The organism is uncultured Thalassospira sp. (assembly GCF_963976115.1).
In the GTDB taxonomy this organism is placed as follows: domain Bacteria; phylum Pseudomonadota; class Alphaproteobacteria; order Rhodospirillales; family Thalassospiraceae; genus Thalassospira.
On record NZ_CAXBJJ010000005.1, the window covers coordinates 40,757 to 64,288 of the forward strand.

22 protein-coding genes are annotated in these 23,532 nt (G+C 54.4%); 5 read left to right on the forward strand and 17 right to left on the reverse strand.

Going from position 1 to position 23,532, the window contains the following annotated elements; all coding sequences use genetic code 11:
* Nucleotides 1-4 precede the first annotated feature (4 nt).
* The 6 genes from urtE to AAC086_RS07110 form a co-directional block, all read right to left on the reverse strand.
* Entirely contained in the window at nucleotides 5-700 is a 696-nt protein-coding gene (gene urtE, locus AAC086_RS07085; protein ID WP_339777004.1) for an urea ABC transporter ATP-binding subunit UrtE, read from the reverse strand.
* Nucleotides 701-702: 2 nt separating this feature from the next.
* On the reverse strand, nucleotides 703-1,458 hold the full coding sequence (urtD, locus tag AAC086_RS07090) for an urea ABC transporter ATP-binding protein UrtD (RefSeq protein ID WP_339777623.1): 756 nt from the start codon (nucleotides 1,456-1,458) through the stop codon (nucleotides 703-705).
* A 35-nt stretch (nucleotides 1,459-1,493) separates the two neighbouring features.
* Entirely contained in the window at nucleotides 1,494-2,615 is a 1,122-nt protein-coding gene (urtC, locus tag AAC086_RS07095) for an urea ABC transporter permease subunit UrtC (protein ID WP_339777625.1), read from the reverse strand.
* Between the two features lie 72 nt (nucleotides 2,616-2,687).
* Nucleotides 2,688-4,382 carry an urea ABC transporter permease subunit UrtB gene (gene urtB, locus AAC086_RS07100; RefSeq protein WP_339777006.1) on the reverse strand — a complete coding sequence of 565 codons (1,695 nt, stop codon included), beginning with the start codon at nucleotides 4,380-4,382 and terminating at the stop codon, nucleotides 2,688-2,690.
* 127 nt (nucleotides 4,383-4,509) lie between these two features.
* The gene (urtA, locus tag AAC086_RS07105) at nucleotides 4,510-5,733 is read right to left on the reverse strand and encodes an urea ABC transporter substrate-binding protein (protein WP_339777628.1); all 1,224 of its coding nucleotides are present in this window, start codon (nucleotides 5,731-5,733) and stop codon (nucleotides 4,510-4,512) included.
* 413 nt (nucleotides 5,734-6,146) lie between these two features.
* Nucleotides 6,147-7,073: a LysR family transcriptional regulator gene (locus tag AAC086_RS07110; RefSeq protein WP_339777009.1), complete on the reverse strand. Its 927-nt coding sequence runs from the start codon at nucleotides 7,071-7,073 to the stop codon at nucleotides 6,147-6,149.
* A gap of 100 nt (nucleotides 7,074-7,173) precedes the next feature.
* Between AAC086_RS07110 and AAC086_RS07115 the strand changes: the two genes are divergently transcribed.
* Nucleotides 7,174-8,076 (forward strand): MBL fold metallo-hydrolase, encoded by a 903-nt coding sequence (locus AAC086_RS07115; RefSeq protein ID WP_339777014.1) that lies wholly within the window; start codon nucleotides 7,174-7,176, stop codon nucleotides 8,074-8,076.
* Between the two features lie 97 nt (nucleotides 8,077-8,173).
* Here AAC086_RS07115 and AAC086_RS07120 read toward each other — a convergent pair whose 3' ends face one another.
* Entirely contained in the window at nucleotides 8,174-9,364 is a 1,191-nt protein-coding gene (locus AAC086_RS07120) for a urate hydroxylase PuuD (protein WP_339777017.1), read from the reverse strand.
* A gap of 320 nt (nucleotides 9,365-9,684) precedes the next feature.
* Here AAC086_RS07120 and AAC086_RS07125 point away from each other — a divergent pair, with 320 nt between their 5' ends.
* Nucleotides 9,685-10,599, forward strand: coding sequence for a LysR family transcriptional regulator (locus AAC086_RS07125; protein WP_339777018.1), 915 nt, complete (start codon nucleotides 9,685-9,687; stop codon nucleotides 10,597-10,599).
* A gap of 44 nt (nucleotides 10,600-10,643) precedes the next feature.
* Here AAC086_RS07125 and AAC086_RS07130 read toward each other — a convergent pair whose 3' ends face one another.
* Together AAC086_RS07130 and AAC086_RS07135 are read right to left on the reverse strand one after the other, a co-directional pair.
* Nucleotides 10,644-11,348, reverse strand: coding sequence for an LrgB family protein (locus AAC086_RS07130; RefSeq protein ID WP_339777021.1), 705 nt, complete (start codon nucleotides 11,346-11,348; stop codon nucleotides 10,644-10,646).
* Nucleotides 11,335-11,814 (reverse strand): CidA/LrgA family protein, encoded by a 480-nt coding sequence (locus AAC086_RS07135; protein ID WP_339777024.1) that lies wholly within the window; start codon nucleotides 11,812-11,814, stop codon nucleotides 11,335-11,337. Before AAC086_RS07135 ends, AAC086_RS07130 begins: the two co-directional genes overlap by 14 nt.
* Nucleotides 11,815-11,904: 90 nt before the next feature.
* Between AAC086_RS07135 and AAC086_RS07140 the strand changes: the two genes are divergently transcribed.
* Nucleotides 11,905-12,837 (forward strand): LysR family transcriptional regulator, encoded by a 933-nt coding sequence (locus AAC086_RS07140; RefSeq protein ID WP_339777026.1) that lies wholly within the window; start codon nucleotides 11,905-11,907, stop codon nucleotides 12,835-12,837.
* Here AAC086_RS07140 and AAC086_RS07145 read toward each other — a convergent pair.
* The 3 genes from AAC086_RS07145 to AAC086_RS07155 all read right to left on the reverse strand — a co-directional run bounded on the left by AAC086_RS07145 (nucleotide 12,808) and on the right by AAC086_RS07155 (nucleotide 15,674).
* Nucleotides 12,808-13,869 (reverse strand): histone deacetylase family protein, encoded by a 1,062-nt coding sequence (locus AAC086_RS07145; RefSeq protein WP_339777029.1) that lies wholly within the window; start codon nucleotides 13,867-13,869, stop codon nucleotides 12,808-12,810. The two genes, AAC086_RS07140 and AAC086_RS07145, sit on opposite strands and share 30 nt — an antisense overlap.
* A gap of 68 nt (nucleotides 13,870-13,937) precedes the next feature.
* On the reverse strand, nucleotides 13,938-15,116 hold the full coding sequence (locus tag AAC086_RS07150) for a methyl-accepting chemotaxis protein (RefSeq protein WP_339777031.1): 1,179 nt from the start codon (nucleotides 15,114-15,116) through the stop codon (nucleotides 13,938-13,940).
* 15 nt (nucleotides 15,117-15,131) lie between these two features.
* Entirely contained in the window at nucleotides 15,132-15,674 is a 543-nt protein-coding gene (locus tag AAC086_RS07155; RefSeq protein WP_339777032.1) for a PAS domain-containing protein, read from the reverse strand.
* A 346-nt stretch (nucleotides 15,675-16,020) separates the two neighbouring features.
* On the opposite strand from AAC086_RS07155, the gene AAC086_RS07160 reads away from it, so the two are divergent.
* On the forward strand, nucleotides 16,021-16,632 hold the full coding sequence (locus tag AAC086_RS07160; RefSeq protein ID WP_339777034.1) for a hypothetical protein: 612 nt from the start codon (nucleotides 16,021-16,023) through the stop codon (nucleotides 16,630-16,632).
* A gap of 98 nt (nucleotides 16,633-16,730) precedes the next feature.
* Here AAC086_RS07160 and AAC086_RS07165 read toward each other — a convergent pair whose 3' ends face one another.
* A complete protein-coding gene (locus tag AAC086_RS07165) occupies nucleotides 16,731-17,924 on the reverse strand; it encodes a helix-turn-helix transcriptional regulator (RefSeq protein ID WP_339777036.1) in 1,194 nt (397 codons plus the stop codon).
* 139 nt (nucleotides 17,925-18,063) lie between these two features.
* Here AAC086_RS07165 and AAC086_RS07170 point away from each other — a divergent pair, with 139 nt between their 5' ends.
* Nucleotides 18,064-18,570 carry a hypothetical protein gene (locus tag AAC086_RS07170; RefSeq protein ID WP_339777039.1) on the forward strand — a complete coding sequence of 169 codons (507 nt, stop codon included), beginning with the start codon at nucleotides 18,064-18,066 and terminating at the stop codon, nucleotides 18,568-18,570.
* 91 nt (nucleotides 18,571-18,661) lie between these two features.
* Here the strand turns inward: AAC086_RS07170 and AAC086_RS07175 are convergent, their stop codons facing one another.
* From AAC086_RS07175 to AAC086_RS07190, 4 genes are all read right to left on the reverse strand, one after another.
* On the reverse strand, nucleotides 18,662-19,732 hold the full coding sequence (locus AAC086_RS07175) for a BMP family ABC transporter substrate-binding protein (RefSeq protein WP_339777631.1): 1,071 nt from the start codon (nucleotides 19,730-19,732) through the stop codon (nucleotides 18,662-18,664).
* A 124-nt stretch (nucleotides 19,733-19,856) separates the two neighbouring features.
* Nucleotides 19,857-20,777, reverse strand: a complete 921-nt coding sequence (locus AAC086_RS07180; RefSeq protein WP_339777041.1) for an ABC transporter permease — start codon at nucleotides 20,775-20,777, stop codon at nucleotides 19,857-19,859.
* Complete coding sequence (locus tag AAC086_RS07185; protein WP_339777044.1) at nucleotides 20,777-21,856, reverse strand: ABC transporter permease; 1,080 nt, start codon at nucleotides 21,854-21,856, stop codon at nucleotides 20,777-20,779. Before AAC086_RS07185 ends, AAC086_RS07180 begins: the two co-directional genes overlap by 1 nt.
* Entirely contained in the window at nucleotides 21,853-23,445 is a 1,593-nt protein-coding gene (locus tag AAC086_RS07190; RefSeq protein WP_339777633.1) for an ABC transporter ATP-binding protein, read from the reverse strand. The genes AAC086_RS07185 and AAC086_RS07190 overlap by 4 nt, the downstream gene beginning before the upstream one ends.
* Nucleotides 23,446-23,532 lie beyond the last annotated feature (87 nt).

Consider the following 23,532-nt stretch of genomic DNA (forward strand, 5'->3'; position numbering starts at 1 on the left):
CTGATCAAACGGTCAGATAGGTGCGGACATTTTCCCGGTCCAGTTCGTTTTTAGTCCCTGCCAGCACCACTTCGCCGCGTTCTAGCACAATGATTTCATCGGCAAGTTCATGGGCAAAATCAAAATATTGCTCGACCAGCAAAATCGCCATATCGCCCCGGTCTGCCAATTGCTTGATCACCCGCTGGATATCTTTAATGATCGAGGGCTGAATACCTTCGGTCGGTTCATCAAGCACAAGCAAGCGGGGCCGGGTCACAAGGGCGCGGCCAATCGCCAGTTGCTGTTGCTGCCCGCCCGACAAATCGCCCCCGCGCCGCCCCAGCATGTCGCGCAGAACCGGAAACAGATCAAAAATTTCATCGGGGATATGACGTAGTGGCCGGGGCAGGGCGGCAAAACCGGTTTCAAGGTTTTCCTTAACCGTTAAAAGCGGAAAAACCTCGCGCCCTTGCGGCACAATGGCAATCCCTGCCGCAGATCGTTTCCACGACGGATCACGCGATATTTTTTTACCTTCCCAGACAATATCACCACTGGCTATCGGATGCTGGCCGACAACAGCGCGCATCAACGATGTTTTGCCCACCCCGTTGCGGCCCAGAACCGCCGTTACCTTGCCGGTTTCCGCCCGGAGCGAAACCGAGCGCAGCGCATGGGACGCCCCATAATAAAGGTCGATATTTTCAACACTCAGCATGATCAGCGCCCCAGATAAACTTCAATAACACGCGGGTCTTTTTGCACGCTATCGAGCCTGCCTTCCGCCAGAACCGAGCCCTCGTGCAGCACGGTGACCTTGCAATCAAGATCGCGGACAAATTCCATATCGTGTTCCACCACCACAACCGACCGGGTTTTGGCGATATTGCGCAGCAAAATGGCGGTTTGTTCGGTTTCAGAATCGGTCATGCCCGCCACAGGTTCATCAACCAGCAACAATTGCGGTTCCTGCATCAGCAACATGCCAATTTCCAGCCATTGCTTTTGCCCGTGCGACAGGTTGGCCGCCAGCGTCTCACGCGCATCGGCCAGCCGAATGGTCGCCAGGGTTTCCTCGATCCGCTGTTTTTCAGCAGTGCTTAGCCGGTGAAACAGGGCCGAAAACACCCTGCGCCCGCCCGAACAGGCCAGTAACAGATTATCAAAAACCGTATGACTTTCAAACACGGTGGGTTTTTGAAACTTGCGCCCAATGCCCAGATTGGCAATGTCGGCTTCGTCTAGTTTGGTTAAATCAACCTCGCTGCGAAACAACACATCGCCGGTATCGGGGCGGGTTTTTCCGGTGATAATATCCATCATCGTGGTTTTACCTGCCCCGTTGGGGCCGATAATGGCGCGAAGCTCGCCCGGCTCGACATAAAAGCTCAGGTTATTGAGCGCGCGAAAACCGTCAAACGTCACCGAAACGCCATCGACATATAAAATCGTCGCGGCCTTTTCACTCTGAATCATCCGGCTTTCTTGCAATAACAGGTCCTCTGCCGTGCTCATGCCTTGCCCCCCTGATTGGCGCGCCATGACGCCAGTCTTTCACGCCAGCCGCCAGCCCCGCCCGGTCCACCATTGGCCGTGCCAAATGCCGGAACAGCGCCAATCACGCCCTTGGGCAAAAACAGGGTGACGGCAACAAACAGCCCGCCCAGGAAAAACAGCCAGAAATCGGGCATAACACCGGTGAAAAACGTTTTGGCGTAATTCACAATAAACGCGCCTAACACCGCCCCGTAAAGCGTGCCACGCCCGCCAACCGCCACCCAGATTACCACTTCAATACTGGCGGCCGGGGCAAATTCGCCGGGGTTGATAATGCCGATTTGCGGCACATAAAGCGCACCGGCAATGCCCGCCATCACCGCTGAAACGGTAAACACAAACAGCTTGTAATATTCCACCCGATAGCCGGTAAAACGCACCCGGCTTTCGGCATCGCGAATGGCAATTAACACCTTGCCCAGCCGCGATTGCGTAATGCCCCGTGCGACCAGATAACACAGTGCCAGCATCACAGCCGATACCACCACCAAAACACACCGGGTTTGATCCGATTGCAGGTCAAAGCCCAGAATATCCTTGAAATCTGTCAGGCCGTTATTGCCGCCAAAGCCCATATCATTGCGGAAAAACGCCAGTAACAGCGCATAGGTCATCGCCTGGGTAATAATCGACAGGTAAACCCCGGTCACGCGCGATCGAAACGCCAGAAACCCGAACACAAACGCCAGCAAACCGGGAACCAGCATCGCCATAATCACGGCCATGCTGAAATGATCAAACCCGGACCAGTACCACGGCAATTCCTTCCAGTTCAGAAACACCATGAAATCGGGCAAGACCGGGTCGCCATAGACCCCGCGATCCCCGATCTGGCGCATCAGATACATGCCCATCGCATAGCCCCCCAGGGCAAAAAACGCCCCGTGGCCCAGGCTTAAAATGCCGCAAAAACCCCAAATCAAATCAACACTCAGGGCCAACAGCGCATAACACAAATATTTGCCCAACAGCCCCAGCATCCAGGTGGGCACATGAAAGGCCGATCCTTCGGGTACCAGCAAATTACCCATCGGAATCAAAATGCTGCCCACCAGCAAAATGCCCAGCAAAATCATGCCGCCCCGGTCTTGCAACAACCAGCCCAGAACCGGCGTCATTTTATATTTCTGGCGATAGTCGGTCATGGATCAGGCCTCCACCGCGCGGCCCTTAAGGGCAAACAACCCTTTGGGACGTTTCTGGATAAACAGGATAAGGGCGACCAGCACAAAGATTTTTGCCAATACAGCCCCGGCAACCGGTTCAAGAAATTTATTGACAATCCCCAGGCTAAATGCGCCCAAAACCGTGCCCCACAAATTGCCAACGCCGCCAAACACCACCACCATAAAACTGTCAATGATATAGCCCTGCCCCAAATTGGGGCTGACATTGTCGATCTGGCTAAGCGCGACACCGGCAATCCCGGCAATGCCCGACCCCAAACCAAAGGTCAGCGCATCAACATAGCCGGTGCGGATACCAACCGACCCGGCCATGCGGCGGTTTTGCGTCACCGCGCGCATTTGCAGACCAAAGGCGGTATAGCGCAGCACAATGGCAATGCCACCAACCACAATCAGGCTAAACAAAATAATCCACAGCCGGTTATAGGTCAGAACCAGCCCGGTCGAAAATTCGATGGCGCCGCTCATGAAATCGGGTGCGACAACCTGGCGGTTACTGGCGCCAAAAATGCTACGAATGGCTTGCTGTAAAAACAGGCTAAGCCCCCAGGTTGCCAACAGGGTTTCCAGCGGGCGGCCATATAAAAAGCGGATGATCAAACGTTCAACCACCACACCAACCCCGCCCGAAACCAGAAAGGCCATCGGCACCGCCACCGCCAGCGACCAGCCAATCCCCGCAGGCCACCACACCAGAAAAACCTGCTGCACCGCATAGGTGGTATAGGCACCAATCATAATCATTTCGCCGTGCGCCATATTAATGACGCCCATCACACCAAAGGTAATTGCCAGGCCAACGGCGGCCAGCAACAAAACCGACCCCAGGCTGATGCCCCGGTAAACATCCCCGCCGGTCTGCCACATTTTTAACCGACTTTCGACCGATGCCACCGCATCCTTTGCCGCCGCAACCACTTTGGGGTCATAATTTTCGGCCTCGGCGGCATTGACGAATTGCAACAGAACCGCACGAATTTGCGGCGTGGTCTGGCTGGCCAGAATATCAATCGCATCTAACCGTTCTTGCGATGTTTTGCCCGCCGCCAGCGCCATGGTCGCCTTGGCAAGTTCCATCCGGGCCAGCAATTCAGGGTTACTTTCGCGGTTAATCGCGCGTTGCAACAACGGCGCCATCGCCGGGTCGCGCGTGTCCATCACGGTTTCCACCGCCGCCTGGCGGGTTACCAGGTCGGGGCTAAATAAATTCAGAGACGCCAGGCCATCGCGCAAAGCACCACGCAGGCGGTTATTGATCCGTATTTTATCAAGATCGTCCGATCCGCTTTCACCCGTGACTTCACCACTGACAACATCAATATGCTGCCAGACCTTGCCCTGCTTTTTGCCAATCACAACCTTGTCATCTGCCTTGCTGGCATACAGATCGCCGTCAAGCATGGCCTGAAGGATCGGGGCGACACGCGGATCACCATCGGCGGCCATTTTTTCAATGACATGCAGTTTTTTGGTCGAACTTTTGGCGTTCAACTGTTCGGCATGTTGCCGCAATTGTTCATCGCTAAAGGCCGCGGCCTGTTGCGGGGCAAAAACCACCAGTATCAGGGCGCAAAGCACAAACAGGGGCAGGGAAAATTGGCAGAAAGAAAAATGGCGGAGCCAGCCCGGCGCAGGCGGGGGAAAATCTTGACGCATGATCAAAGCCTTCGCATCGCGCATTCACATATATTGGCAACAGTAATGCAACGGCAAAACAGGCTGCCTTGCTGCGCACCAGCAAAACGGGCCGGAATGCGCATCGCACCCGGCCCGAATGTCGTTATTAATATGTCGGTTTTTCGCAGTTACCGCAGACCCACGGATAGGTCCAGTCCGCAGTCAGTTTGGCACTTTCCGGGATATAATCCGACCAGGAATCACCCACAACAACACCATCGGTTTTCCAAACGGTATCGAACTGACCATCATCCTGGACTTCGCCAATCAGAACCGGTTTGGACAGGTAATGGTTGGTGTTCATCACAGCGATACCACCGGTCAGGTTCGGTACTTTCTGGCCATACATGGCCTGACGAACGGCATCCACATCGGTGGTGCCCGCCTGCTCAACGGCCTGTTTCCACATGGTAAAGCCGATATAGGTGGCTTCCATCGGATCGTTGGTGACCCGTTTGTCATCACCAATATAGGCATGCCATTTTTTAATAAAGGCCGCATTGGCGTCACTATCGACACTTTCAAAATAGTTCCAGGCGGCCAGATGACCCACCAGCGGAGTGGTGTCAATCCCGGCCAGTTCTTCTTCCCCAACCGAGAAAGCAACCACCGGAATATCTTCAGCCTTAATGCCCTGGTTTGCCAATTCTTTATAGAACGGCACATTGGCATCGCCATTAATGGTCGACACAACGGCGGTTTTCTTACCGGCAGAAGCAAAGGTTTTTACATCCGCAACAATCGACTGCCAGTCAGAATGACCAAATGGCGTGTAGTTTTCCATAATGTCTTCGTCGGCAACACCTTTGCTGTGCAGATATGCCCGCAAAATCTTGTTGGTGGTACGCGGATAAACATAATCCGTCCCCAACAGGGCAAAACGCTGTGCGCCGCCGCCATCTTCGCTCATCAGGTAATCAACAGCGGGAACAGCCTGCTGGTTCGGCGCAGCCCCGGTATAAAACACGTTGCGCGAACTTTCTTCACCTTCAAATTGCACCGGATAGAACAAAAGACCGTTATCTTCTTCAAAGACCGGCAAGACCGATTTGCGCGAAACAGAGGTCCAGCAACCGAAAACGGCGGCAACCTTGTCTTTTTCCAGAAGTTCACGCGCCTTTTCGGCAAAAAGCGGCCAATCCGAAGCCGGGTCAACCACCACAGCTTCGACCTTTTTGCCCAGAAGGCCGCCTTTTTTGTTGATGTCATCAACCAGCATCAGGACCGTGTCCTTCAGCGTGGTTTCCGAAATCGCCATTGTTCCCGAGAGAGAGTGCAGAACGCCAATTTTGATCGTTTCGTCGGCGGCCTGCGCTGGCGTCATCGCCATTGCCGACCACGCCAGCGCCCCCGCGCCAACGATCGTCTGAAGCGTCTTCTTCATTTTATAGCCTCCACTGCGAATTTATTGCACCGCAGCGGTACTAGCCAAAATCATGCCAAATTTTGACATTTTAGACAAAATCGAAAAAACCGCAGAGTCTCAACGCAATTTAACAATACCACATCGCCATTTAGTAGAAAATTATTGCGCCGCCACCCCGCAGAATGACTATTTTTCATTCATATTATAATATTTGACTGTTTTTTGATCAACCCAAGGATGCTTGACGGACCTCGCCAACAGGGGTATCTCACCGGCCGGAGGTTTCGGCCGCCACCGAGGTTATTGCACCACAATACCTCGCACCCCGCTAGTTTGCCCTGGCGGGGTGCATTTATTTCGCCCCTGCACCACCATCATCATGACGCCTGCAACGCCACGGCGCGAATACAATCACGCATCCATAAGCCAGCAACATCGCGTTCCGTATGCCGGGCCCAGACCATAAAACTCGCTGAAAAGCCCTGCGCGACCGGCACTGGGCTGATCACCAAACCAAATGTTGCGGCATAACGCCGGGCAATGCGTTCTGGCACCGTCGCAATCAAGGGGGCCTTGGCGGCCACGGCCAACAGCGGCAAAAAGGCCGGAGCAGCAAACCCGACATCGAGCGTATGACCGGTTTTTTGATAAATTTCCCCGGCGCAGCCTACGATATTGGCACTGTGCGAAAAAACCGCGTGGCGTGCCGCAAAATATGTATCGGCATCCAGCGGCGCGTCTCGCCCAATCAAATCAGAGCGAAAACAGCAACTGGCGTGGGCATCAAACAGCTTTTCGCCATCAAACGATCCTTGCGGCACATAGGGCACGCCCACAGCAACATCTATTTCGCTACGATTTAACAAAGGCTCAACCGTTGCCAGGCTTAATTCCCGGGCCAAAATGCCAATGCCGGGTGCGGCATGGGCCAGATACCCCAGAAGGTCCGGCAACAGAACCTGCGCCATCTCGTCAGAAACCCCGATGCGAAAAACCCGTTTTTCCGTTCGCGGATCAAAATCATTTCCCACCTGCAAGGCGGCTTGTGCCTGCTGCAAAGCATGGCGGATCGGCCCGGACAGGCTTTGCGCACGGGCCGTTGGCTGCATTTCCTGCCCAACCCGAACAAACAAATCATCGCGTAACAACATCCGCAACGTTGCCAGATTGTGGCTCATCGCAGACTGACCGATCCGCAATTTTCTGGCTGCCCGCGTCACACTGCCTTCCGTGATCAAGGCATCAAAGGCAACCAGCAGATTAAGGTCAAAAGATCGTAAATTGAAATGATCAATGATTTGCATTATCGGCATCGATTTGATTAATGACAGACTCAGATATAGCCTGTCTGAACCAACTTACAAAGCCCCGCCTGCGCTGGCGGGCAACAGACAGGAAACCACCATGAACGCCCCGATCAAACATCCGGCATTGCCCAATCCCGTTCCCGGTTATTACCCTATGATCCTTGGCGACATGGTCGTCACCGCATTATCAGACGGCACCATCCCCTTTGCGCTGGAAAAACTTTATCAAAACACCAATGCCGACCATGTCGCGTCACGGCTGACTGATACCTGGCAAGGCACGCCAACCCCCGCATCCTTTAATGCCTTTTTATTTGCCATAGATAACCGTCTTATTCTGGTTGATACCGGCAGCGGCGATCTGGCCGGGTCTGCACTTGGGCATGTTGAACGTAACCTTATGGCGGCGGGATACCGGCCCGAGCAAATCTGTGACGTTATTTTAACCCACCTGCATAGCGACCATGTCGGTGGGTTAATCCGCGATGGCAAAATGGCATTTCCCAATGCCCGCCTGCATATCCCGAAACGCGATGCAGACTTTTTCCTAAACCCGGACCACATGGCACAGGTTCCCGCTGCCATGCATCCACATTTTAAAAATGCCATTGCCTGCATCGCACCCTATGAAAATGCAGGGCGTGTGTCCGTGTTTGCCGACAATGCCAGCCCCATCCCCGATTTTGCAATGTCGGTTCTGTTACCCGGTCATTCACCGGGGCATAGCGGCATCATCATGCAATCGGGCGAAACTGCCGTCTTTTGCTGGGGCGATATCAGCCACGGCCATATCGTCCAGTTTGAGGACCCCGCCATCGCCATCTGCTTTGACGTCGATGGCGACACGGCGGTTCAAAGCCGTAAAAAAGCGCTGGAATTTGCCGTTACAAAGAAATGCCATGTGGCAGGCAGCCATATTGCCTTTCCCGGCATCGGCCATATCACGGTTGCCCGGCATGGCTATCGCTGGAACCCCACTGTTTTTCAAAACCTGCCATAAGAAAATCAAATCCGAACAAAGCAGGGGGTGGATCACAATGTTCCACCCCCTGCTTATCTCGGTCACAGCTTAGTTACGAGCGGACTTGCTCAAAGCCTTATTCCGGCATTTTCGCCCTTATCCACTGGCCCAGCCTGGCCCGTTCTTCGTCGGTCATTTCAGTAAGGTTTCCCAACGGCATCGATTTGCCAATCACCGCCTGCGCCATAATGCGTTGCGCATTGGTGTGAACCTGATCAAGGCTGTCAAACATCACGCCAGCCGGGGCCGCATCAAAGCCATCCTCGGTCGGGTGGGCGGAATGACACACCGCACAGCGGGTTTGAATAATACCCATGGCTTCGTTTGACGAAATAATATCGCCATCGCGCGGGGCACTGGGATCATAGGATACAAAAACCACCAATATCGCCATAAACACCGCCGCCGCTGGCAATTGCCAGGCAATCGCCTTGCCCGATCCGCCCGAATTGCGGGTATTGAAAAAATGCCGCACCAGCCCGCCCACAATCAGGATCAGGCCAATTACCACCCACGCCTGATCATGGGCATAGGTCATCGGGTAATGGTTGCTGATCATCATCGCCAGCACCGGCAAGGTCAGATAGTTATTATGGGTGGAACGCTGTTTGGCCTGCAACCCCAAAGCCGGGTCGGGCTTTTCGCCCGCCATAAGCGATGCGACGACCTTTTTCTGGTTGGGGATAATAATGCGAAACACATTGGCCGCCATCATGGTGCCAATCAGCGCACCGACATGAATAAACGCGCCACGCCCGCTAAAGACATGGGTATAAATCCAGGCAAAGGCCATAATCTGAATGAACAGAGCCACGGCCAGGGTGCCGGTTTTACGGCCAATCGGGCTTTTGCAAATCAGATCATAAATGAACCACCCGGCGATCAGACTGATCAAGCCGGTCAGGATGGCATCCCACTTGGTCATCGGCATAATCGCCGGATCAATCAAATAGGATTCCGCACTCCAGTAATACATCGTCACCAGCAAGGCAAAACCGGTCAGCCAGGTGAAATAGGCTTCGTATTTAAACCAGTGCAAATCGTCGGGCATTGTGGCCGGGGCGACCATCCATTTATTGACGTGGTAAAAGCCGCCGCCATGCACCATCCAGGCTTCGCCGTAAACGCCGTCATCCATGCCCGGGCGTTTGCGCAGCGATAAATCCAGCCAGACGAAATAAAATGATGATCCAATCCACGCGATCCCGGTAATCACATGCGCCCAGCGCAGGATCAGATTGATCCAGTCCTGAAACAGAATATCCACCTGTTTGGTCCCTCTCTCTTACCGGGTTGGCCTGGCGATGATAATCGCGGCCCCCGGTCCCCGTCCCTGATTTTGCTTTGCAGCATATTATGACGCGAATTTTCAGAATTCTTACAATATCTATTTTCCTAACACAGGGTTGACGGGGGCTCTATTATTTAGCAAGCGGGCATAATCGAAATGACTTTCAAGACTTTTTTTAAAATGGCACAGTAAAGACGCGATAACGACGTCGCCACCGCAGCACAATAAATAAACCCGTCGCAACCGCGCCCGGACAGAAACGGCCCGTAAACCAACAAGAGTGAGAGCATAGCCCCATGTCCGATTTCGAGGACATCCAGATTTTTGTGCGCGTTGCCGAACTGGGTAATCTTTCGGCTGCCGGGCGCGAATTGCGCCATTCGGCTGCCGTGGTATCAAACCGCATAGCCCGGCTGGAAGAACGACTGGGCGTGCGCCTGTTAAACCGCACCACACGCCGCGTTGGCCTGACCACCGAAGGCGACATTTACTATCGCCATTGCCAGCGCATTCTGGCCGAAATGGAAGAAGCCGAAAACGCCATTGCCAACCAGAAAAACAACACCCGTGGCCCGGTCACGGTGACCTGCCCGGTTGCCTTTGGCACCATGTTCGTCGCCCCGATCATTCCCAAATTTGTTGAAAAAAATCCCGATGTACAAGTCCGCCTGCACCTGTCTGACCGGCTGCTGGATTTGCTGCAAGACAAGGTCGACCTTGCCATTCGCATTGCCGAGCTTAAGGAAAGTTCGCTGATTGTGCGCAAACTGGCCGCCAACAAACGGGTCCTGGTGGCAAGCCCGGCCTATTTAAAACGCCACGGCACCCCGCGCATCCCCGCCGACCTTTTGAACCATAACTGCCTGTTGCTACGGTTTCCCGGCTCGCGGCAATATCAATGGACCTTGCAACGTGAAGGCGACGACGCCCCAGGCACCTTATCAGTTTCAGGATCAATGGATTCGGACAATGGCGAGGTCTTGACCCGCTGGTGTGTTGACGGGCATGGCATTGCCCTGAAATCGATGTGGGAAGTTGGCCCGCTGATCGCATCGGGGGCGCTAAAGGTGGTTCTGCCCGACTGCACCCCGCCGGCCCATGCAATTTATACCCTGTACCCGGAAAACCGTTATCTGCCGACACGGGTGCGCGCCTTTGTTGATTTTCTGGTCGCCGAATTTGGCGGCACCCCGCCATGGGAACGCCAGTAACGCCAGCGCCACAAGCACCTGTAACCGGCGCAAACGGCACTTGATCAGCCCCGTAAACACAAGGCAATCACCGGCGCAATCATAACATTTAACAAGCCGACCAACACCATGATCAACCCGGCAACCGATCCTTCTTCGGTGCCAATTTCGTGGGCCTTGGCCGTTCCGGCACCGTGTGCGCCCATGCCCAATGCGGCCCCTCGGGCCAGGGTCGATGATACCGGCATACGGGCCAGCATAATTTCGCCCAGAACCGCACCAAATACCCCGGTCACCACCACAAAAACCGCGGTTAAATCGGGAATGCCGCCAATATCGCCCGACACCTCCATGGCAAAGGGCGTGCTGATGGAACGGGGCAGCAAACTAAGCCGCAAGGCCCCATCCAACCCCAAAAACGTGGCCAGGCACCAGCCGGTTACCATCGCGGTAACACTACCGGCCACCGCCCCCACCGCCAGCACCGGCCAGTGGCGATAGATAAATTTGCGCTGCTCATAAATTGGCACGGCAAAGGCCACCATGGTGGGGCCAAGCAACGTTACCAGCCAGCCGGTCCCACGGATATAAGCGCCATAACTTTCATGAAGCAGCAATGCCAATCCGATCAGGATGACCGGCGTGACCAAAAGCGGCGTTAACCAGCCGCGTTGCCAGCGATGATGAAGTTTACGGGCCAGAATATAAAAGCCGATTGTTGCCAACGACCAGAAAATGGCCTGGGCAATGGCATTGTCAAACCACATCATGGCGGGACCTGAAACGTACAAAAACGTCCATAATCAGGGCGGTAACGGCAATAACCGATGCCGTGCTGCCCAAGATGACCACCAAAACCTTCACGCCCAGCATCCCGAACAATTCGGAATGATTTAAAACCGCCAACACGGCAGGCACAAAAAACAGCAGCATTTCGGCCAAATACCATTGTGCCCCGCGCCGCATGCTGTGCAAGCTGATGCGGTGTGTTGCCAGCAAGGCAAAAACAATCGCCATGCCGATAATCCCGCCGGGCAAGGGCACATGCACCATGCGTACAATCGCTTCGCCCAGCAGCCAAAAGGCAAATATCAAAGCAATTTGCAAAAGGCGGCTATTGCGCACGGCATGGCGGCTGCGAATGCTGATACCGGTGAAAAAACGGCTGGTCGTAAGCGGGGCAGCGACGGCGTGGACGGTGGCGGGGGATGGGACCGCAGAAATTGGGGGGGTCATGTCTGTTCTCCTTGACTGCCACCATAACGCACCGCACAATATGATTAAAATGAATTGAATTACTTAAAACTATTCCCATTAGGAATGATTATGGATATTCGCGCCCTGCGCGCCTTTGTCGAAGTTGTTCGTCAGGGCGGTTTCTCCCACGCAGCCAAAACCGTTTTTGTCACCCAGTCGGCGATCAGCAAATCTGTGCGCCAGCTGGAAGATGAAATTGGGGTGCCGTTGCTCGAACGCATCGGCCATAACAGCCGCATGACGGCAGCGGGCGAAGTTGTTTATGCCCGTGCGCTGCGCATTTTGGCCGAGCGCGAAGACCTTTTGGCGGAATTAAATGAAATTCGCGGCTTAAAACGCGGTGCCTTGCATTTGGGCCTGCCGCCAATTGGCAGCAACACCCTGTTTGCGCCAGTATTTGCCATTTATCGCAAACGGTTTCCCGGCATTGATATTCGCCTGGTCGAACAGGGCAGTACCCGGCTGGAAGAAATGCTGCAAAGCGGGGAACTGGAACTGGGCGCATCATTGTTACCAACGGCGGGCGACTTTGATGCCCAACCTGTGCGCTGCGAACCGCTGGTCGCCCTGTTGCCAAACGACCATCCCGACGCACATAAACCCCGCATCACCTTTGATGATTTGCGCGACACACCGTTGATCCTGTTTGAAAAGGGGTTTGCGCTCAACCGTATTTTAATTGATGCCGCCCGTCGCCGTAAAATTGAACCGGTTATTGCGGCGCGCAGCAGTCAGATCGATTTTATCACCGAACTGGTGGCAGCAGGCCTTGGTGTCAGCTTTTTACCGCGCATGATTGCGCAGCAGCGCCCGCATCCCGGCCTGAAATATATCGAGCTTAACGAAACCGACACCCAATGGGACATGGCCATGATCTGGCGACGAAACGGATTTTTATCGCACGCGGCCCGGGCGTGGCTGGAAATTGTCCGCGAGATTTACCCTGCCATCTCCCCGGTAACACTGTCGGGGTCAGTCGCCATCGCCGCCAAGATACCCTGATAACACCGCCGCCACATTCTGGCCGATCACATCATGGGCATACCCGCCTTCCATCACAAACAGGGTGCGAAGGCCAAGGCCGCCAATCTGTTTGCCAATTTCCGTATAATCCGCTGTGGTCAGGCCAAGGGCGCCCAATGGCTCCAGCGCGTGGGCATTCACCCCGAGCGACACCACCAGCAGACTGGCACCAAAAGCGGCAATTTTTTGCTGTGCCGCCTCGAATGCGGATGAAAACCCGACAAAACCGGCATTTTCCGCCAAGGGCAAATTAAGGTTTGTCCCTGCCCCGTCCCCCGATCCGGTTTCATGGGCATAGCCGGTGAAAAAGGGGAAATGACCGTCCGGCTCTGCATGGATCGACACGGTTAAAACATCGCCACGATAATAAAAAATATCCTGCGTGCCATCGCCGTGATCCTGATCAATATCAAGAATCGCCACCCGCCCAGCCCCAAGGGCACGCATATGCTGGGCGGCAATCGCGGCATTATTTAACAGGCAATACCCGCCATAGCGGGCACGGTGCGCGTGGTGCCCCGGTGGTCGCCCCAGGCAAAAGGATGCCTCGCCATCCGTCATCACCGCATGGGCCGCCGAAATGGCGGTTTGCGCCCCCCAATAAGCTGCCTGCCAACTGCCATCGCCAATCGGCGTGTCGGTGGCATAGGCATATTGGCCCAGCTTTTTAAGGATGTGGTGATGATCCGGGGGGATGCTGTTGGCCTTATCACCCGCAACGGGCACATTGGTCGGCCACACACCGGGAATGGCCGCGCCATCAAACCCGGCATCGTTCCAGTCCTGCCAGGCATGGCTTAAAAAAGCCAGATAATCAGCATCATGAACAGCACGAATTGCCGCCATACCGTGATCTGCGGGGTCCACAAGTTGTGCGGTTACTTTATGAGCCAGAGCATCGCGGATAATGCCCATGCGACGCGGATCGTCGAGAGCGGAAATGGTTTGGCCGCGATAAAATTCCGATTTCACGTCATGGGCATCATGACGGGCATTGAAAAATACGCGCATTGTCATATCCCTGAACCAGCCCGCAAGGGGGAACCGGTTCAAGGATCGTGCCGGTTTTGGCCTGCGGATTATTTCTTACGGGCCGCAGTATACAGCAATTGCGTAATATTATCGAGAAATCCACCGAGTTGCCCGCGCAGGTTTTCAGCCTGACGTGACAAATCGGCAGCCATTTCGCGGGTGGTTTGGGCTGCCTGCCCGGTCTGGGTGGTCATATTGGAAACGACAGTGATATTATCGGTCACTTCACACGCCCCGCCCGATGCCTGTTCAACATTGTGCGTCATGTCCGACGACAGGGCAGTCTGGGTTTCAACATTGGTTGAAATCAGATCAGCACGCGCCGCCAGATCATCAATGACACCGGCAATTTCGCGGATCGACCCGACCGACAATTCAATCGCGTTCTGAATGTCGTGAACCTTTTCCTCGATGCTTTGCGTTGCCTTGCTGGTTTGATTGGCAAGGCCTTTAACCTCGTTGGCCACCACGGCAAACCCTTTGCCTGCTTCGCCCGCACGCGCCGCTTCAATGGTCGCATTTAGCGCCAGAAGGTTGGTTTGGGCCGCAATGTCGCGAATGAAACTGACAACCTCGACAATCTCGACGGCGGCGGTTTCAAGCTGACCAATCCGGCCATCGGTTTCGCGGGCCAACCCGTTGGCGCGGTGCGCAATATCAACCGATTCACGAGCCTGTTCGCTGACTTCACGAATGGAATGGTTCAATTCCTCGGACGCGGCAGAAACACCTGACACATTATCGGCGGTCTGGCGGGCCGCAGCGGCGACATTGGTCGAACGGGTGCTGGTTTCATGCGCGATGCGGTTGGCATCGTCCGATGCCCCTTCAAGGGCGACCGATGCCCGGGCAATACGGTCCACCGCATCGAACGACCCGGTCCGAAATTCGTCGACGACCTTTTGAAAACCGCCCAGCTTTTTTTCGATCATCCCCGTGGCTGCATTAATTTCACGCGCCGATGTCAGATAGGAACCCACCAGCCCGGTTTCAACAATGCGCCGGTAATAGCGATTTTCGGCCACAGCCGCCATGGATGCCGCACTTTCGCGCAGAAACGCATCGTTGCGGTCGATAAGCCGGTTAATGGCATTAAACAGGTCGCGCATCTGCGGATGACTGTCGACATGGATAATCCGGGCTTCGTAGTCGCCATTTGCTGCCGCCTCGACAACTTCCAGCGCCTTTTGAATTCCCGACTTCGCAGACCCACCAAACAGGGACATATTCAAACCTCGGCGTTAGTGTTGTGACAGGCTTTGAACGAACTGATCATATTCAAGGCCCATATCCTTGACCTTTTGCGCCATGGCGCGTGCCGCCATATGCATGCCATCCTTGCGGTTGGGCTGGCTTTCTTCGATTTTGCGCAATTCGGCATAAAGGGGTTTGATCGTTTTTTCGACCACCCCGGCCTCGGGCACCCGGCGATTGGAATGATATCCGGTAATTTTGCCGTGCCGGTCAAAGCTGGGGGTTATATGGGCGTAAACCCAGTAATGATCGCCGTTTTTTGCCAGATTGACGACATAGGCAAAAATTTCGCGCCCGGCCTCGATCTCGGACCATAACAGCGCAAAAACGCAGCGCGGCATATCGGGGTGGCGGATAATCGAATGGGGCTGACCCAGAATTTCTTCTTCGTCATAGCCAGCGATATCAAGAAACGTGCCATTGGCATAAGTAATACGGCCCTTCAGGTCGGTTTTACTAACGATCAGTTCGTCTGCACCAAAATGTCGTTCCTTGCCTGTCGGCCTGGCTCTGGCTAGCGTTTCACTCACGTATCCTACCCCGGTTTTTCTATCCGATGACCCACCGTTCCAAATTGACGGCAGTTTTGCCTGTTCGACTACCATGGAACGATATATCCGCGAAGGATAAATGTAAAATCTCCATGTGTCACATAGTCTAAACCAGCCTCTGAAAATTAGAACAATTCGATAAAACCAGCCGGAGACCACAGGCATTATACGCCGGTTGACCGTTTCCCGATCAAAACCCGCGCCATATCCCCCGTCCGGGGGATTTGCCGATGTTAAAAATCGCGTTCAATAACATTGAGCAAACCCGACCTGTCCCGCCTTTGGGAAAATTGCAGGACGAGTTTTAAACGCCTGGGAGACTTTGATGAAGAAACTGATTATGCCTTTTGCCATGCTGATCGGGCTGGCAGCCTGCCAGACAAACAGCAATGTCGTACGCAACAGCCAGGTCAGCCTGCTGTCGCTGGCCAAACCCGACATCGCCGTCGGTGATACCTATGCCTATTACCGCAACGGCGAAAAAGAAACACTGACCGTTACCGGCAAAAATGGCGATGGTTTGATGTTTGAAATCACCGAAGGGCCCAATGCCGGCTGCACATCAGAAGGTGCTGACTTCATAAGCCCCGAAACCAAATGGACCAATTGCGCCGGATCAAACGGCACGCAAAGCGTTGTTCAGAAAGGCGATATCTGGCCGTTAAAGCCTGGTGCGATGGAATCCTTTGACATTGAAGGAACGGACGGCAAAGACACATGGACCGCAACACGCGATTGTACGGTTGCCGGGACCGCAATGGTCACCGTTGGCACCAAAACCATCCCGACCTATGAAGTGATTTGCAAAGACGCCTCCAACACCCGCAGCTGGTTTTATTCCCCCGACAACAAATGGCCGATCAAATTCACCAAGGTCCATAAAAAACGCGGCCTGATCGAAGATTATGTCATTGATCTTGGTCAGGGTGCCAGCTGATCATCCTAAACGGCACAGCATAAACGGACACGACAAAAGGTCCGGTCGGTCAAATATCGAACCATCCAGCCGACCGGGCCATAATCGGCCAGCACATTTTAAGAAACGCGTCCGATCTGCGGCTTTTGGGTGTCGCCGTCGTCGTTTAGCGGAATGATTAGCTGAACCGCAAGGCGCACAAGCTCCAGCCGGTCATTGGCCCCGGTTTTACGAAAGATGCTGGCAAGCTGGGATTTGACGGTTTCACGTCCCTTGCCCAAATGATCGGCGATGTCGTTGTTGCTTAATCCGCGCAGAACCGCGTCAAAAACATCGATCTCGGTCGCGGTCAATTTATAGTGCTGGCGCATCAGGCCAACATTCAAATCGGTGTACCAGAACGGGTCCACCACCGTCACCAGCACACCGGAAAATTGCCCGCCAAAAGCGCCACGGGTTTCGCGCAAGGGCGACAGATCCAGCAAATAGGCGCTGTTTTCATTAATCCGGCTGCCAAGGCGAATGCTTTGCGACGTCGTACTTAACTGATCCTTGCGGCTTAGCTTCAAGATGGCATCACGCAAAAAGCGCGCATCATGATCATCGCGTGCCGACAGGCTGGCCCCCGCCCCCAGCATCAGGCTGTCGCCGGTTGAAACAATGCGATTGAATTCTTCATTGGCAAGCACCAGTTCCGAGCCAGCGGTGACAATCCCCACCCCGATCCGCAAGCGGTCCAGCACATCAAGAAATGCGCCGTAACGGTGCCGCAAAAGATTGACCGGCCGGTTCATTTCCAGAACTTTTGTCAGATGGGGGCCAATAATGCGCAGCATACTGGCCGCTTCGTGCGGCACAAATGGCCCGTCATCACGGTAATGGGTGGTTAAAATATCATAGCCGGACGGATCGTTTGACAGGCACAATCCCGCTGCCAGATTACAACCGGTAACTTTTTCAAGCCATGGGTAAAAGCGCGACGGCGACATGTCCCCGTTGCGGTGACGCATTTCGTCGCCAACTGAAAATTCGTAAAGTTCAAGCTGATGGAAATAGGCCGAGCCATCATTATTGTTCAAACCAAGTCGCAGATATTCGGCCGTCATTTCCGGCGTGATCCAGCTATTGGCGTGAAAAGAATAATCGGAAATTTCCGGGCGGATATTTTCAATGCGTACCAGAACAATGTTCTTGCTGCGCAATACCCCGGTCAACCAGTCAAGGCGTTCTTTCCACAATTCGGGCGAAATCGCGGCCTCATATAATGCTGGTATCATCGGGTTTAGAACGCCAAACTCTCTCTCACCGATCATTAGATCACGACCTCCCCTACCGCCAGTTCCCCTCTAAAACAGATAACCCGTTCTAACTAAAAGACAAAGGATTTATACTTATTTTAAAACAGCTTGATGTATCATTACCTCGCTGGCAAAGATTTTGGTTAGAGGATAAATGCAAAAAGATCTTCGGAATTTTCCATTTCGCATCGTCATCCACGAAAGACAGTCCGCCCAACCGATCCTTGACTGGCTGGATCGAAACATTCGCCATGACCGCTGGAACATGGGCATTCGCAATATTGAACTGCCGCGATCCGGGCAAAGCGCACCCTATGTCGATATGGTGATCCATTTTGCGCGCAGCGACGACCTGGAACTGTTTCGCGAAAAATGGGCCGGACAAAGCCGCCAGCGCCGGGTAAAATTAAAATTTATTCGCGCCGCCCTGTTCGCCTTAACCCACCCGCGAGCCGAAATGATATTTTACGAAACCCTGCCCGACCCCAATGCAGACCATAACGCCATGGCACGCACCCGGGAAAAAGCAGACAAACAGGCAAAAGAAGACGCCGAAAAGCTCGACACTGCACTTGATGCCGCTGCCGCTGCCCTGGATAACCCCAATCAAACACCCCCCAAAGCAAGTGATCAACCGCCCAAACCCATGGAATATAAATAAAAACAGCCCCGCCGGATAACCAGCAGGACTGTTTTAGCAGTATTTTCCGGGCCGGGGATAGATCGCCCCGGCAGGATAACCAGGCTCTGTTTTACTTCGGCAGTTCGGCGTCAATGCCTTTAACATACCAATCCATGCCCAGCAGCATGCCGTCCGGGGCAACTTCGCCTTCCTTGACGCGCAATTCGCCAGCCTGATCATAGATCGGACCTGCAAAGATCTTGATATCGCCCGAGGCAATTTTGTCTTCGGTTTCCTTGGCAAGGGCTGCAACATCATCCGGCATATTGGTAAACGGTGCCATATGGACCATGCCTTCTTTCAGGCCGTGCCAGGTATCATCCGCTTTCCAGGTGCCATCCATGACGGCCTGAACGCGGTCGATGTAATAGTCATCCCAATGGTCAACAATCGCGCTAAGCTGTGCTTTGGGCGCAAATTTGATCATGTCCGATGCCTGACCAAAACCCTTGATACCACGGTTTTCAGCAACCTGAAGCGGGGCCGGGCTGTCGGTGTGCTGCACCATAATGTCCGCACCCTGATCGATCAGGGCCTTGGCAGCGTCGCCTTCCTTGCCCGGGTCATACCAGCTGTTGACCCAAACGATTTTGACCTTCACATCGGGGTTAACCGACCATGCACCGCGCATGAACGCGTTGATGCCACGCACAACTTCGGGGATCGGGAAGGACCCGACATAACCGATAACGTTGCTTTTGGTCATTTTACCGGCGATCACGCCCGCAACATAACGGCCTTCATAAAAACGTGCGGCATAGGTCGCAACGTTATCGGCGCGTTTGTAACCGGTGGCATGTTCAAATTTCACATTCGGGAACTGTTTTGCCACCTTCAGGGTCGGGTTCATGAACCCGAACGACGTGGTGAAAATCAGGTCATTGCCGGTCTGGGCCAACTGGCGGATCACGCGTTCGGCGTCTGCCCCTTCAGGCACACTTTCGACAAATGTGGTTTTGACCTTGTCGCCAAATTTCTTTTCAACAGCCTGGCGGCCCTGATCATGCTGGTAGGAATAGCCAAAATCGCCAACCGGACCGACATAAACAAAACCGATCTTTAACGGATCAGCTGCCTGTGCCGCCCCCATGCCCAGTGCCAATGCGCCCACAGTCGCCAAGGCGGCTGCCGTGCGCTTCATAAAACGTGCCTTCATAAGAATGTCTCCCTTAAAACCTTCTGCACAGGATTTATACCTGTTATCGTGTACAATCAACAATGCGCGTCATAATTGAGTGTGACGCACCTCCCACTTGGCGCCGGCGTTATTGCGCCGGTCGGAACGCCTTGCCAATGCAGGCAGGCGCGTTAAGACGAATTTTGGTGATGTCGCTGGAAATAATCACCAGCACGATCACCGTTGCCAGATAAGGCAACATTGACATGAATTGCGACGGCACATTGATGCCCGCACTTTGCGCGTGCAACTGCAACACCGAAATACAGCCAAACATATAAGCCCCGGCCAAAAGCCGCCCCGGTCGCCAGGTGGCAAAAACCACCAGCGCCAACGCGATCCATCCGCGCCCTGCTGTCATGTTTTCGGCCCACATCGGGGTATAAACCAGCGACAGATAGGCCCCGGCCAGCCCCGACATCGCCCCGCCAAACAGCGTTGCCATATAGCGAATGCGAATAACATTATAGCCAATGGCATGGGCCGAATCATGGGAATCGCCAACCGCCTTTAAAATCAGCCCGGCACGGGTTTTGGTTAAAAACCAGCCCGAAGCAATCACCATGAAAATCGACAGATAAACCAGAAAATCCTGCCCAAACAGGATCGGCCCGATCACGGGAATGTCGGAAATGACCGGAATATGCAGGGACGGCAAGGGTTCGATGGCAAAACCAACAAAGCCAGAGCCAACCAGGGCCGAAAAACCCACCCCGAAAATGGTCAGCGCCAAACCGGTTGCCACCTGATTTGCCATCAAGGTCAGGGTTAAAAAGGCAAAAATCAGCGCAATTGCCATCCCGGCAATGGCCGCGGCAATAATGCCCAAAATCGCCGATCCGGTTGAAACGGTGACCGCAAAACCGGTGATGGCGCCAATCAGCATCATGCCTTCGACACCAAGGTTCAAAACGCCTGATTTTTCCGTTATCAATTCGCCGGTTGCCGACAGCAAAAGCGGAGTCGATGCCGTAATCACGGTAAGGATCAAGGGTACAATCCAGTCCATTATGCCGGCTCCCCGGATTTGCTAACCGATCCGAAACGGATACGGTATTTGGTCAAAACATCACAGCCCAGCAGGAAAAACAGCAAGATCCCCTGAAACAACCCGGTCACAGCACTGGGCAGCCCCAAACTGATTTGCGCCAGTTCCCCGCCCAGATAGGTCAACGCCATGACCAGACCGGCAAACAAAATACCAATCGGATGCAAGCGGCCCAGAAAGGCAACGATAATAGCGGTAAAGCCATAACCCGGCGAAATCGACGGTTGAAGCTGGCCAATAGGACCCGCCACCTCGAACATCCCGGCAAGGCCCGAAAGACCGCCCGATAACAGCAAGGTAAACCACACCATGCGTTTTTGCCGGAAACCAACATGGCGGGCCGCCTGTGGCGCCTGCCCAACCACGCGCAACTGAAAACCCACCACCGATTTGGTCAGCAAAACCCAGCCGCCCGCCACGATCAACAAGGCAAAGACAGCCCCCAGATGCACCCGGGTGCCGTCATAAATGATCGGCAGCAACGCCGCATCGGGAAAGGCACGGGATTCGGGGAAGTTAAAGCCTTCGGGGTTGCGCCACGGCCCATAAACCAGATAGCTGAGAAACAAGGTCGCAACATAGGTTAACATCAGGCTGGTTAGAATTTCATTGGCGTTAAAGCGCGTGCGCAGCCATGCCGGGATCGCGCCCCAGAACGCGCCGCCAACGGCCGCCATCACAAACATGCCGGGCAATAAAAACACGCTGGTACTGTCATAAAAAGCCAATGCCAGCCCGCCGCCAAAAATCGCCCCCATCGTCAGTTGGCCTTCGGCCCCAATGTTCCACACATTGGCGCGAAACCCCATCGCCAAACCAACGGCAATAATCACAAGCGGGGTTGCCTTGACGCACAATTCACCAATGCCATAGGCATTGTTAATCGGCATGATGAAAAAAGTATAAAGGGCTTCGATCGGGTCTTTGCCCATAAAGGCAAAAATGATCGCGCCGCTGATCAGGGTCAGCACAATCGCCAGCAAGGGCGAAAGATAGATCATTTTTTGCGAATGCTGGCGCCGTGGTTCAAGCCGGATCATTTCTGGCCTCCGTTCTGTTCGGGGGCCGAATTTGCGCCCTGATCATGAAGCCCGCCCATCAGAAGGCCGATTTCATCAATGGTGGCATCCGCCATATTGCGGGCGGTTGACATTTTACCCCCCGCCATCACAACCACCTGGTCGCAAATGGCGTAGATTTCGTCGAGATCCTGTGAAATCACCAAAACCGCCGTACCCTTGCCCGCCAGGTCCAAAAGCGCCTGATGAATGGCACTGGCCGCCCCGGCATCCACCCCCCAGGTCGGTTGCGAAATAACCAGCACCCCCGGGTCCTGCATGATCTCGCGGCCAACAATGAATTTTTGCAAATTGCCACCCGAAAGACTGCCCGCTTCGGCACTGTTACCGGTGGTGCGCACATCAAAGGTTTTGATAATGCCATCGGCAAAGCTGCGGGTTGGCACCTCGCGGATCAGGCCGCGTGCCGACAGGGCCATACGGCGAAACGCGGTCAAAAACCCGTTTTCGGCCAGGCTCATATCGGGCACTGCCCCATGCCCATTGCGTTCTTCGGGCACAAAGGCCGCCCCCAAACGGCGGCGGCGGCGCGGGCCAAAATCGGCAACGGGCTGTTTATCGATAATAATACAATCGGGCGTGCCATGAATTTCGGTTTCACCGGCCAGCGCCTGAAACAGTTCGTTCTGGCCGTTCCCCGCCACACCGGCCACACCCAGAATTTGCCCGCCGCGCACCTCGAACGAAATGTTTTTAAGATCGGTGCCAAATTGCTGATCGCTTGCCAGCGACAGGTTGTTAACCGCCAATCGCACATCGCCCGGTTCCGGGCGGGTGCCACGGTCCGGGGCGACCAGTTTTTGGCCGATCATCATTTCAGCCATCGATTTGGCCGTTTCGGCGCGCGGATCACAGGTGGCAACAACCTTGCCGCCGCGCAAAACCGTTGCATGTTCGCACAGCGCCTGAACTTCGTGCAATTTGTGGCTGATATAGAGGATCGCGCAGCCTTCACTGGCAAGACGGCGCAGGGTTTCAAACAGCTTATCCACTTCCTGCGGGGTTAAAACCGATGTTGGTTCATCCAGGATCAACAGTTTGGGGTTTTGCAACAGGCAGCGCACAATTTCGATGCGCTGACGTTCGCCCACCGACAGGGTATAAACATGGCGATCGGCATCCAGCGGCAGGCCATAGGTTTTTTCAACCTCGGCCACTTGCTGGCGCAAAACCGCCATATCGCGCACATCGTTCATGGCAAGGGCGATGTTTTCCAGCACCGTCATGGTTTCAAACAATGAAAAATGCTGAAACACCAGCCCAATTCCCATTTCGCGCGCCACGTGCGGGCTGGCAATGGTTGCAGGTTGCCCTTCCCACAACAAGTCACCGGAATCAGCCTGCATCACACCATAGATCATTTTGACCAGCGTGCTTTTGCCTGCGCCATTTTCGCCCAGCAAGGCGTGGATTTCGCCTGGCTCGATCCGAAAACTGATAGTGTCGTTGGCCAAACAACCGGGAAAGGCCTTGGTGACGCCGCATATTTCAAGCTGCGCTGGCCCCGATCCCGTTCGTTGTTCGACTGCCCCGGTTTTATTGCCGGTCATCGCGGTCACTGTCTGCCACCCCCTGATTGCGATCCGATTCCATAAGCCAAAGGCGTTTTACCCCTGCCCGGCCCGGTAATCAAACTG

Excerpts from the sequence above, each read along its gene's own strand:
- urtE (WP_339777004.1), bottom strand. The coding sequence starts at position 700 with ATGCTGAGTGTTGAAAATATCGACCTTTATTATGGGGCGTCCCATGCG.
- AAC086_RS07165 (WP_339777036.1), bottom strand. The coding sequence starts at position 17,924 with ATGATCGGTGAGAGAGAGTTTGGCGTTCTAAACCCGATGATACCAGCA.
- AAC086_RS07190 (WP_339777633.1), bottom strand. The coding sequence starts at position 23,445 with ATGACCGGCAATAAAACCGGGGCAGTCGAACAACGAACGGGATCGGGG.
- AAC086_RS07170 (WP_339777039.1), top strand. The coding sequence starts at position 18,064 with ATGCAAAAAGATCTTCGGAATTTTCCATTTCGCATCGTCATCCACGAA.
- AAC086_RS07145 (WP_339777029.1), bottom strand. The coding sequence starts at position 13,869 with ATGCGCGTATTTTTCAATGCCCGTCATGATGCCCATGACGTGAAATCG.
- AAC086_RS07115 (WP_339777014.1), top strand. The coding sequence starts at position 7,174 with ATGAACGCCCCGATCAAACATCCGGCATTGCCCAATCCCGTTCCCGGT.
- AAC086_RS07110 (WP_339777009.1), bottom strand. The coding sequence starts at position 7,073 with ATGCAAATCATTGATCATTTCAATTTACGATCTTTTGACCTTAATCTG.
- AAC086_RS07135 (WP_339777024.1), bottom strand. The coding sequence starts at position 11,814 with ATGACCCCCCCAATTTCTGCGGTCCCATCCCCCGCCACCGTCCACGCC.
- AAC086_RS07160 (WP_339777034.1), top strand. The coding sequence starts at position 16,021 with ATGAAGAAACTGATTATGCCTTTTGCCATGCTGATCGGGCTGGCAGCC.
- AAC086_RS07175 (WP_339777631.1), bottom strand. The coding sequence starts at position 19,732 with ATGAAGCGCACGGCAGCCGCCTTGGCGACTGTGGGCGCATTGGCACTG.
- AAC086_RS07125 (WP_339777018.1), top strand. The coding sequence starts at position 9,685 with ATGTCCGATTTCGAGGACATCCAGATTTTTGTGCGCGTTGCCGAACTG.
- urtD (WP_339777623.1), bottom strand. The coding sequence starts at position 1,458 with ATGATTCAGAGTGAAAAGGCCGCGACGATTTTATATGTCGATGGCGTT.
- urtB (WP_339777006.1), bottom strand. The coding sequence starts at position 4,382 with ATGCGTCAAGATTTTCCCCCGCCTGCGCCGGGCTGGCTCCGCCATTTT.
- AAC086_RS07130 (WP_339777021.1), bottom strand. The coding sequence starts at position 11,348 with ATGATGTGGTTTGACAATGCCATTGCCCAGGCCATTTTCTGGTCGTTG.
- AAC086_RS07185 (WP_339777044.1), bottom strand. The coding sequence starts at position 21,856 with ATGATCCGGCTTGAACCACGGCGCCAGCATTCGCAAAAAATGATCTAT.
- AAC086_RS07150 (WP_339777031.1), bottom strand. The coding sequence starts at position 15,116 with ATGTCCCTGTTTGGTGGGTCTGCGAAGTCGGGAATTCAAAAGGCGCTG.
- urtC (WP_339777625.1), bottom strand. The coding sequence starts at position 2,615 with ATGATTTTGCTGGGCATTTTGCTGGTGGGCAGCATTTTGATTCCGATG.
- urtA (WP_339777628.1), bottom strand. The coding sequence starts at position 5,733 with ATGGCGATGACGCCAGCGCAGGCCGCCGACGAAACGATCAAAATTGGC.
- AAC086_RS07180 (WP_339777041.1), bottom strand. The coding sequence starts at position 20,777 with ATGGACTGGATTGTACCCTTGATCCTTACCGTGATTACGGCATCGACT.
- AAC086_RS07140 (WP_339777026.1), top strand. The coding sequence starts at position 11,905 with ATGGATATTCGCGCCCTGCGCGCCTTTGTCGAAGTTGTTCGTCAGGGC.